The organism is Pseudomonas sp. (genome assembly GCF_050739655.1).
In the GTDB taxonomy this organism is placed as follows: domain Bacteria; phylum Pseudomonadota; class Gammaproteobacteria; order Pseudomonadales; family Pseudomonadaceae; genus Aquipseudomonas.
The window spans coordinates 1-8,264 of sequence record NZ_JBOIBY010000208.1; the positions used below are offsets into that span (position 1 = coordinate 1).

At 58.3% G+C, this 8,264-nt stretch carries 8 protein-coding genes; 5 read left to right on the forward strand and 3 right to left on the reverse strand.

All coding sequences use genetic code 11. The features are described from left to right. Positions 1–198 precede the first annotated feature (198 nt). Complete coding sequence (locus tag ACRESJ_RS10115) at positions 199–2,454, forward strand: Orn/Lys/Arg decarboxylase N-terminal domain-containing protein (protein ID WP_431757793.1); 2,256 nt, start codon at positions 199–201, stop codon at positions 2,452–2,454. A gap of 14 nt (positions 2,455–2,468) precedes the next feature. Beyond that, entirely contained in the window at positions 2,469–3,083 is a 615-nt protein-coding gene (locus ACRESJ_RS10120; RefSeq protein WP_431757794.1) for a GNAT family N-acetyltransferase, read from the forward strand. Here ACRESJ_RS10120 and ACRESJ_RS10125 read toward each other — a convergent pair. Together ACRESJ_RS10125 and ACRESJ_RS10130 are read right to left on the reverse strand one after the other, a co-directional pair. Continuing rightward, positions 3,049–3,942: a LysR substrate-binding domain-containing protein gene (locus ACRESJ_RS10125; RefSeq protein ID WP_431757795.1), complete on the reverse strand. Its 894-nt coding sequence runs from the start codon at positions 3,940–3,942 to the stop codon at positions 3,049–3,051. The genes ACRESJ_RS10120 and ACRESJ_RS10125 overlap by 35 nt on opposite strands. Before the next feature lie 88 nt (positions 3,943–4,030). Further along, positions 4,031–4,255, reverse strand: a complete 225-nt coding sequence (locus tag ACRESJ_RS10130; protein WP_431757796.1) for a hypothetical protein — start codon at positions 4,253–4,255, stop codon at positions 4,031–4,033. Between the two features lie 173 nt (positions 4,256–4,428). Between ACRESJ_RS10130 and ACRESJ_RS10135 the strand changes: the two genes are divergently transcribed. Then, positions 4,429–4,989 (forward strand): NADPH-dependent FMN reductase, encoded by a 561-nt coding sequence (locus tag ACRESJ_RS10135; RefSeq protein WP_431757797.1) that lies wholly within the window; start codon positions 4,429–4,431, stop codon positions 4,987–4,989. A 22-nt stretch (positions 4,990–5,011) separates the two neighbouring features. Here the strand turns inward: ACRESJ_RS10135 and ACRESJ_RS10140 are convergent, their stop codons facing one another. Beyond that, positions 5,012–5,671: a TetR/AcrR family transcriptional regulator gene (locus tag ACRESJ_RS10140; RefSeq protein ID WP_431757798.1), complete on the reverse strand. Its 660-nt coding sequence runs from the start codon at positions 5,669–5,671 to the stop codon at positions 5,012–5,014. A 53-nt stretch (positions 5,672–5,724) separates the two neighbouring features. On the opposite strand from ACRESJ_RS10140, the gene ACRESJ_RS10145 reads away from it, so the two are divergent. Together ACRESJ_RS10145 and ACRESJ_RS10150 are read left to right on the forward strand one after the other, a co-directional pair. Beyond that, on the forward strand, positions 5,725–6,828 hold the full coding sequence (locus tag ACRESJ_RS10145; protein ID WP_431757799.1) for a DUF2855 family protein: 1,104 nt from the start codon (positions 5,725–5,727) through the stop codon (positions 6,826–6,828). Positions 6,829–6,933: 105 nt separating this feature from the next. Continuing rightward, complete coding sequence (locus tag ACRESJ_RS10150) at positions 6,934–8,217, forward strand: arsenic transporter (protein WP_431757800.1); 1,284 nt, start codon at positions 6,934–6,936, stop codon at positions 8,215–8,217. The last annotated feature ends 47 nt before the right edge of the window (positions 8,218–8,264 follow it).

The window sequence follows — 8,264 nt, forward strand, 5'->3', positions numbered from 1 at the left end:
ATCCTGTAGGCGCCGCGAGCATTCAGGATGCTCGCGTCATCGTTAACGTTTTTCGCGAGCAAGCTCGCTCCTACAAAGAACACCACAACATCCCCCCGGTGACCCTTTTCAGTGCATCGCACTCGCCACATCCGCCTCAACCCTCTACCCTGAGTTGATTGGCAGGCTCTGGCCTGCCGCCTCAGGACACTGAGCCTCATGTACAAAGATTTGAAATTTCCGGTTCTGATCGTCCATCGCGACATCAAGGCCGACACCGTTGCCGGAGACCGCGTGCGTGGTATCGCCCGGGAGCTGGAGCAGGAAGGTTTCAGTATTGTCTCGGCGATGGACTACACCGAAGGCCGCCTAGTCGCTTCGACGCATCATGGTCTGTCGTGCATGCTGATAGCGGCGGAAGACGCCAGCGCCCATTCCCACTTGCTACAGAATATGGCCGAGCTGATCGGGCTGGCGCGGGTGCGTGCGCCGGATCTGCCGATCTTCGCCTTGGGCGAGCAAGTGACCCTGGAAAACGCCCCCGCTGACGCCATGGCGGAACTGAATCAGTTGCGCGGGATTCTGTATTTGTTCGAAGACACCGTGCCATTCCTCGCTCGCCAGGTGGCCCGAGCTGCGCGCAAATACCTGGATGGTTTGCTACCGCCATTTTTCAAGGCATTGGTGCAGCACACTGCCGACTCCAACTATTCCTGGCATACCCCCGGACACGGCGGTGGCGTGGCCTATCACAAAAGCCCCGTGGGGCAGGCGTTTCACCAATTTTTCGGGGAAAACACCCTGCGTTCGGATTTGTCGGTGTCGGTGCCGGAGCTCGGTTCGCTGCTCGATCACACCGGTCCCCTGGCAGAAGCGGAGGCGCGCGCAGCGCGCAACTTTGGTGCCGATCACACCTTCTTCGTGATCAACGGCACTTCCACGGCCAACAAGATCGTCTGGCATTCCATGGTCGCCCGCGATGACCTGGTGCTGGTAGACCGCAACTGCCACAAATCGGTATTGCATTCGATCATCATGACCGGTGCGATACCGTTGTACCTGTGTCCGGAGCGCAATGAGTTGGGCATTATCGGTCCGATTCCGCTGAGCGAATTCAGCCCGCAGGCGATTCAAGACAAGATCGCCGCCAGTCCGCTGACGAAGGGACGGGCGCCGAAGGTCAAGCTGGCAGTGGTGACCAATTCGACCTATGACGGCCTCTGTTACAACGCCGAGCTGATCAAGCAGCAACTGGGCAATAGTGTTGATGTGTTGCACTTCGACGAGGCCTGGTATGCCTATGCGGCCTTCCACGAGTTTTTTGCCGGACGCTATGGCATGGGCACGTCCCGCAGTGACGACAGCCCGTTGGTGTTCACCACCCACTCCACCCACAAACTGCTGGCAGCATTCAGTCAGGCGTCGATGATCCATGTGCAGGATGGCGGCGCACGACAGCTGGACCGCGACCGTTTCAATGAAGCGTTCATGATGCACATCTCGACATCGCCGCAGTACGGCATCATTGCCTCGCTGGATGTTGCGTCAGCAATGATGGAAGGGCCAGCCGGGCGTTCGCTGTTGCAGGAAATGTTCGACGAAGCCCTGAGCTTCCGTCGGGCGCTGGCCAATCTGCGGCAGCACATCGCTGCGGACGACTGGTGGTTTTCCATCTGGCAACCGCCTTCGGCGCAAGGTATCGATCACGTTGTCACCCAGGACTGGTTGCTGCAGCCAGATGCTGACTGGCATGGCTTTGGTGGCGTGACTGACGATTACGTGTTGCTTGACCCGATCAAGGTCACGCTGGTGATGCCGGGCCTGACAGCGGGAGGCGCGCTCAGTGAGCGCGGCATTCCGGCGGCGGTCGTCAGTAAGTTCCTCTGGGAGCGCGGGCTGGTGGTGGAAAAGACCGGACTGTATTCGTTCCTGGTGCTGTTCTCCATGGGGATCACCAAGGGCAAATGGAGCACGTTGCTGACTGAGCTTTTGGAGTTCAAGCGCAGCTATGACGCCAACGTCAGTCTGGCCAGTTGCCTGCCTTGCGTAGCGCAAGAGCATGTCACGCGTTATCAAGGCATGGGACTGCGCGATCTGTGCGATCAATTGCACGCTTGCTACCGCAGCAATGCCACGGCCAAACACCTCAAGCGCATGTACACGGTGCTGCCGGAAATCGCCATGAAACCGGCTGATGCCTATGATCATCTGGTGCGCGGCGAAGTCGAGGCGGTATCGATCGATGCGCTGGATGGACGTATCGCTGCCGTGATGCTGGTGCCGTATCCACCGGGCATTCCATTGATCATGCCCGGGGAGCGTTTCACCGAGGCGACCCGCTCGATTGTCGATTACCTGGCGTTTGCTCGCACGTTCGATAGCAGTTTTCCGGGGTTCGTCGCTGATGTGCACGGATTGCAACATGAAGACGAGGGCAATGGACGGCAATACACCGTCGATTGCATCAAGGAATGAGGACCTTTCCCAAAATGCAACCTGTCATGAATCCAAAACATCCAGGGCTGTCGGTACGCGTTGCCGACGAAAGCTTTGCCGCTTATATCTGGGGCAGCGACTTCAGTTTCGAAGTGGCGGCCTACGGCACTCCCGAGATAGGGCACGCGGTAGAGCAGTGGCTGGTCACGCCGATTACCCCCTATCGCAAGTGCTACGGTATTGATCCCGAAGAGTTCAGCAGTTTCCGCGACGCTGCCGACAGCGCGATATTCATGGCGTACCTGGACGATGAGCCAGTGGGTCACCTGGTAATCAGTACCAACTGGAACGGTTTTGCCCATATCGACGAGTTGGCGGTGCATGCCCCGGCGCGCCGACATGGTGTGGCCAAAGCGTTGCTGGACGTGGCGCAGTTCTGGAGTCGCAAGAAAAAACTGCCTGGCATCATGCTCGAAACCCAGAACAACAACCTCGGTGCCTGCCGCTTGTACGAGCGCTGTGGCTATGTGATCGGTGGGATCGACCATCTGCGCTATCGCGGCATCGACCCCAATACCGCCGAGGTCGCGCTGTTCTGGTATCGAATCTTCGATAACCCGCTGGAAGGTCCGATCAGTTCGCCAGCATCGCCACGGCTTGTTCCTTGACGATGGCCAGCAAGGTCTGGACAGCGGGCGAGGGTTCGCCGTTCTTCAGGGTAAGGGCGTAGAGGCTGACCGGCACGGCGGGCGCCAGCGGGCAGGCGTCCAGTCCGGCTGATTTGGCGCCCAGCGCGGTGAAAGGGTCGACAATGGCCAGGCCTTCACCGGCCTCGACCATGCTGCGCATCATCTGATGCGTTTGCACCCGGGTCTGGATGACGGGCGCCGGACGCAAGGCGTGCAGTTTGTTTTCCAGTGCCGGGCTGAGCGGATCATGACCTTCGAGGCCGACCATTGCCTGGCCGGCCAGGTCTTGCAGCGAGATGTATTTCTGTTTGGGTTGCAACCAGCCGTGAGGGGCAAGCAGTTGCAGCTTGCCCTGGACAATCACCTGGCAATCAATCTCGGCCCGGTCAGGGTCATGCAGGCTCAAGCCAAGATCACTTTCGCGCAGCAACAGGCTCCTGACGATATCGCGGGTAGGTTGACTTAAAAGAGTGCAAGGCGCGTCGGGCAGGCGTCGACGCAGGGCGGCAATGCTGTGTGGCAACAAATGCTGGGCCAGCGGCGGGGTACAGATAATCCGTAACGGCGGTGCCAGATACTGCTTGAGACTGTTGGCCAGGCGCTGGACCGGTTCGAGTGCATCGTAGACATGGGCGATCTCGACCTGCAGCTCCCGCGCTTCGCGGGTAGCCTGCAACCGCCCGCGCACGCTCGAGAACAGCATGAAACCCAACTGATCTTCAGCGTCGCGCAAAGTGCGTTCGACTTCGGTCACCGGCAACTGCAGCCATTCGGCGGCGGTGCCCAGGTGACCGGTCTGCAGGAGCGCCTGGATCACTTCGATATGGCGTAAGCGCATGCGTGAAGTCCATGTTCAGCAGGTGAAGGAGTCAGTGTCTGAATCCTAACCCAAGTCCGTGCATATGACTTCTGATCATAACGGCGCTTTATGACGCGACGATCGATTCCGGTTCGCGGGTCAGCGTGACGCCCGACTGAACCAGCTGAAACTCGTTGTCGGTGAGCTTGTTGACGCGGTCGCCATGGGCCAATTTGTAGGTAGTGACCGGTGCGCCGTCTACCGAGACAGTGGAGTCCTGGAACTCATGCACCGAATAAATGCGGCCTTCTGCGTCTCTTGCATGGAACTGACCGACGAGTACTGCTGCCATCTGCTTAGAACCTCTGGAGATAAATCACTCAATTTGCGGTGGATAGACCGTCATTGAGATCGGTAAGTTTTCTTACGGGAAAAAAATAATCAGGGACGCCATTTCCAGTCGCCCACTACCTGAATCGCATCTATAACTACAAGCTCTTTCCATCGGACAGTCGAGAATCTTCCATGAGCAATGTCTATCAGATCGCCGTTGTTGTAGGCAGCTTGAGAAAAGAGTCGATCAACCGCAAGATCGCGCTGGCCCTGGCCGACCTGGCGCCGGCCAATCTCAAGCTCACTATCGTCGAAATTGGCGACTTGCCGCTCTACAACGAAGACATCGATGGTGCTGCCCCGCCGGCAGCCTACAGTACTTTCCGACAACAAGTGAGCTCATCTGACGCGGTGCTGTTCGTCACCCCGGAATACAACCGTTCTGTTCCAGCACCGATGAAAAATGCCATCGACGTAGGGTCGCGCCCTTATGGCAAGAGCGCCTGGAGTGGCAAGCCGGGGGCGGTGATCAGTGCTTCGCCGGGCGCCATTGGCGGCTTTGGTGCTAATCATCACTTGCGCCAATCCATGGTGTTTCTCAATGTGCCGTTGATGCAGCAGCCCGAGGCCTATTTGGGCGGTGCCGGTTCGGCATTCGATGAGGCGGGCAAGTTGTCGGAAACGGTCAAGCCGTTCCTGCAGAGCTTTATCAATGCCTACGGGCAGTGGGTTGAGCAGCACAAGAAGGCTTAACAGGCGTTTCCAGTGGTTTGGACTACACAATGCTGGCCAGTCGGCCACAAATGATCGTTTCCATTTCCGACAGCCATGCGGCGGTTTGCACCGCCGCGGGTTGTGCGGCGACGCAGTAACGTCGGCCACCCCACGCCATGATCACCCAGGCATCAAGGGCGGTTTGTGAGGGTTGCGCCGGCAGGTCACTACAGGCAGCGAATGCCTCGCGCCATTTCTGCGTCAGTTCGTCAAAGAACCTTCGATGATGTTTTGGCTCGGCGATCAGGTGCTCGATCAGCAGCACGGCATGATTGAACAGGGGCTGGCTCGCATCATCGGGATTGCAGGTCAGGCGGATGAGCCGCTTGATGCGGGTTGACCAGTCCAGATCGTTGGCTTGCACGACATTTTCGTCCATGGCCCGTAACAACACATCTAGCCAATGCCGGATATAGCCGGACAGCAGGGCTTCCTTGCAGGGGAAGTAGTCGTACAACGTGCCGATCGCAACGCCAGCCTCCAGTGCCACTTCACGGGTGGTCAATCCTGGCCAGCCGTCTCGCAGCCAAATCCGAACAAACGCTTCATAAATTGCATCGACGGTGAAAATCGCCCGGGCCTGAGTCGGCCGTTTCAGCGGTTTTGCCCGGGGATTGAGGGTGGGCGATTGGCCCTTGCTGTTTCCGAACCCGTTTTTCATCGGCAGCCACTACGCTGGTTACCCGCCACGGTGTCGCAGCAGGAGATTCAAGGATGCAAATTTCAAGCACGGTAACACGGCTGATTACCCGTAAGAACGCTCTTGACCAAGGCCGCATCGAACAGGTTTCGTGCAGCCTGATTCCCGCAGCGGGCGAAGTTATTCTGAAGATTGATCGTTGCGCCCTGACAACCAACAACATTACCTACGCCGCCTATGGCAATTCGATGAACTACTGGAGTTTTTTTCCTACAGGACTGGCGGAATGGGGGCACGTCCCAGCCTGGGGTTTTGCCGAAGTGGTGGCTTCGGATGTGCCAGGTATCAAGGTGGGAGAACGCTTTTACGGGTATTTTCCGATTGCCAGTCATCTGTGGGTGCGTGCGGAACGGGTCACCGAACGAGGCTTCTATGACGGTGCCGAGCACCGGCTGGGACTGGCCTCGGCCTATAACCAGTACACCCGTTGCAGTTGGGATTCGTACTACAGCCCCGACACTGAAAACCTGCAGATCCTGCTCAAGCCTCTGTTCCTGACCTCGTCAATGCTTGCCGATTTCCTGCAAGACAAGCAGTTCTTCGGCGCTACTCGGCTGGTGTTCTCCAGCGCTTCAAGCAAAACCGCCTATGGCACTGCCGTTTGCCTGGGAAATCATCCCGCTCTGGAAAGGGTGGCGCTGACCTCGGCCGGCAATAAAGCCTTTGTCGAGAGCCTTGATTGTTATGAGCGCTTGGTCTCGTACGAAGAATTGGAGAGCGTTAAAAGCGACCGTCCGACCCTCTACGTCGACTTTTCCGGCGATCTGGCGCTACGGGACCGGGTGCACCAGCATTTCGCCGGACAGTTGATCTACAGCTGTTTTGCCGGGTCTGCACAAGCGACCCACGAGGCTCGGCTGACTGCAATCGTTGGCCCGCAGCCAGTGTTCTTCTTTGCCCCAATCCAGATTCGCAAGCGCAATGCCGAATGGGGGCCGGAAGGCGTCAGTGAGCATATTGGCGCGGGCTTGCTGCAGTTCTATCAGAAGCTGACGACCACTGAAAAACCTTTGCTGGAGGTGGTGGAAAGTCAAGGTTACGAAGCTGCACAGGACGTTTTCTCCCGGCTGTTTCACGGTAGGGCAAAGCCTATTGAAGGGCATGTGATCCGTTTGTGAGTTCGACTCGGTTGTCGGTAAAGGCTGCAGATATGGTGCAGGCGATGGTCGACTGAACGGCCCGTTGCTGCTAATTTTTCTCCATTTTTTTGGAGGCAGCCACGGATGCTCGCAGCGTCACTGATTTTCCTGCTGACCATCACCCTGGTGATCTGGCAGCCAAAAGGGCTTGGTGTCGGTTGGAGCGCGATATTTGGCGCTGTGCTGGCTTTGATCTTCGGTGTGGTGCATCTGAGTGACATCCCGCTGGTGTGGCAAATCATCTGGAATGCCACTGGCACCTTTGTCGCGCTGATCATCATCAGTCTGTTGCTGGACGAAGCCGGGCTGTTTGCCTGGGCGGCGTTGCATGTGGCGCGTTGGGGGCATGGCAATGGGCGCAAGCTGTTTGCCTACATGGTGTTGCTTGGGGCATTGGTGTCGGCGCTGTTCGCCAATGACGGCGCGGCGCTGATCCTCACGCCCATTGTGATTTCGATGTTGCTGGCGTTGCGCTTTTCACCGGTGGCGACCCTGGCGTTCGTCATGGGTGCCGGTTTCATTGCCGATACGGCCAGCCTGCCGTTGGTGGTGTCGAACCTGGTCAACATCGTTTCGGCTGACTTCTTCAACATTGGCTTCAACCGTTACGCGGCGGTGATGATCCCTGTCAATTTGGTGAGCGTCGCCGCTACCCTGGCGATGTTGATGTGGTTTTTCCGGCGTGACATTCCCAGGGCTTACGACCCCGAACAACTGGAACACCCGCAAACCGCGATCCACGACAAGGCAACGTTCTACGCGGGTTGGGCGGTATTGGTCATTCTGTTGCTCGGCTGTTTCGCACTTGAGCCGCTGGGCATTCCGATCAGCGCGATCTCTGCGGCGTGCGCAGCCCTGCTGCTGGCCATCGCCGGCCATGGCCACAGGATTTCCACGCGCAAGGTAATGAAAGGAGCACCCTGGCACATCGTGATTTTCTCGCTGGGCATGTACCTGGTGGTCTATGGCTTGCGCAATGCCGGGCTCACTGGCTATCTGGCGGGTTGGCTCAACGGCTTCGCTGAGTACGGTGTTTGGGGCGCGGCGATGGGCACCGGGGTGTTGACTGCCTTGCTGTCGTCGATCATGAACAATTTGCCGACGGTGCTGATCGGCTTGCTGTCCATCGACGCCAGTCAGGCGACGGGGGCGGTGAAGGAGGCGATGATCTACGCCAACGTCATCGGCAGTGACCTGGGGCCGAAGATCACGCCGATCGGCAGCCTCGCGACCTTGTTGTGGCTGCATGTGCTGGAGCGCAAGAGCATCCGGATCGGCTGGGGGTATTACTTCAAGGTGGGAATCGTGTTGACGGTGCCGGTGTTGTTGGCAACGTTGGCGGCGCTGGCTTTGCGTTTAACCCTCTAGACCGTGTTGGCCCCATCGCGAGCAGGCTCGCTCCCACACGGGAATGC

Excerpts from the sequence above, each read along its gene's own strand:
- ACRESJ_RS10135 (WP_431757797.1), top strand. The coding sequence starts at position 4,429 with ATGAGCAATGTCTATCAGATCGCCGTTGTTGTAGGCAGCTTGAGAAAA.
- ACRESJ_RS10115 (WP_431757793.1), top strand. The coding sequence starts at position 199 with ATGTACAAAGATTTGAAATTTCCGGTTCTGATCGTCCATCGCGACATC.
- ACRESJ_RS10140 (WP_431757798.1), bottom strand. The coding sequence starts at position 5,671 with ATGAAAAACGGGTTCGGAAACAGCAAGGGCCAATCGCCCACCCTCAAT.
- ACRESJ_RS10145 (WP_431757799.1), top strand. The coding sequence starts at position 5,725 with ATGCAAATTTCAAGCACGGTAACACGGCTGATTACCCGTAAGAACGCT.
- ACRESJ_RS10130 (WP_431757796.1), bottom strand. The coding sequence starts at position 4,255 with ATGGCAGCAGTACTCGTCGGTCAGTTCCATGCAAGAGACGCAGAAGGC.
- ACRESJ_RS10120 (WP_431757794.1), top strand. The coding sequence starts at position 2,469 with ATGCAACCTGTCATGAATCCAAAACATCCAGGGCTGTCGGTACGCGTT.
- ACRESJ_RS10125 (WP_431757795.1), bottom strand. The coding sequence starts at position 3,942 with ATGCGCTTACGCCATATCGAAGTGATCCAGGCGCTCCTGCAGACCGGT.
- ACRESJ_RS10150 (WP_431757800.1), top strand. The coding sequence starts at position 6,934 with ATGCTCGCAGCGTCACTGATTTTCCTGCTGACCATCACCCTGGTGATC.